This window comes from Kitasatospora sp. NPDC059817, assembly GCF_042731835.1.
Taxonomy (GTDB): Bacteria; Actinomycetota; Actinomycetes; order Streptomycetales; family Streptomycetaceae; genus Kitasatospora.
This window is the reverse complement of sequence record NZ_JBHWIR010000335.1, coordinates 1-1,157: the sequence shown is the minus strand read 5'-3', so window position 1 is coordinate 1,157 and position 1,157 is coordinate 1. Positions and strand designations below refer to the sequence as shown.

The window sequence follows — 1,157 nt, the reverse complement described above, 5'->3', positions numbered from 1 at the left end:
GCGCGCTCGGTTTTGCCCAAAACCCCACCGTAAAAAACCCCCGGGCCGCCCGCGCCCCCCCCCCCCCGGCCCCCCCCCCCCCCCCGGCCGCGGGCCCCCGGCGCGTTCCGGCTGTCGTGGACGCGTCCGGCAGGCCGCGTGAAGATATGGCGTACGGTCGTATGATTTGGCGGGGATTGCTCGGTATTACGCACCGTCAGGGCTTTGCCACGGTCAGCGCGTCCTCTTACGCTCCGGCGTCATGCCCTCACCCCTCATCAGCGTCGTACTCCCCGCCTACGACCAGCACAAACAGCTCGCGGACTGCCTGGACTCGCTGCTCTCACAGTCCCTCCAGGACGTCGAGGTGATCGTGGTCGCCGACCGCTCCCCCGACGCCGCGGGCGAGCTCGCCGACGCGTACGCGGCCCGGCACCCGCGGCTGTCGGTCCTGCACCTCAACGCGGCGGTCGGGGTCGGGGTGAGCCGGAACGCGGGGGCGGCGCGGGCCGCCGGCGAGTACCTGCTGTTCCTGGACGCCGACCACCAGCTGCCCCAGGACGCGTTGCAGACCCTCGCCGACCGGCTCGGGCAGACCGGCCCGGTGGACCTGCTGCTGTTCGGCCACTCCCGCCGGCACAACGACCGGGACTGGCCGGGCGGAGCGGAGTCGCTGCTCGCCGAAGCCGGCCCCGAGGTGTTCGAGCCCTTCGACCAGCCCGCCCTGTTCGGCGCGCCGCCGCTGGTCTGGGACCGGCTGATCCGCCGCGGCCACTGGGAGGAGCTGCGGCTGGCCTTCCCCGACGGCCGGTACGAGGAGATCCCGGTGGTGCACGCGGCACTGCTCGGCGCCCGCCGGGTCGCCGCGCTGGCGCGCGAGTGCGTGCAGCTGCGCCGCCGGGAGACCGTCCACCCCACCGGCTCCCCGGGCAGCGGCGTGTTCGACCTCTTCGACCAGTACGAGCGCAGCTTCGCGCTGCTGGAGGACCAGCCGCACCTGTACGCGGTGCGGGACGCGCTGTTCGTCCGGATGATCCGGCACTACCTGTTCGTCTTCGACCTGGCCGGGTGCGTCACCCGCGCCGAGCGGCCGCAGTTCTTCCACCGGGCCGCCGAGCACCACCGGCGCGTCCACCCCCCCCGCCCCCCGCGGCCCCGCGGCCCCGCGGGGGGCAAGA

1 protein-coding gene is annotated in these 1,157 nt (G+C 74.4%); it reads left to right on the top strand.

Going from position 1 to position 1,157, the window contains the following annotated elements; genetic code table 11:
* Positions 1 to 241 precede the first annotated feature (241 nt).
* A partial coding sequence (locus ACFV61_RS34680; RefSeq protein WP_380496086.1) for a glycosyltransferase family 2 protein occupies positions 242 to 1,157 on the top strand: 916 nt, incomplete at its 3' end.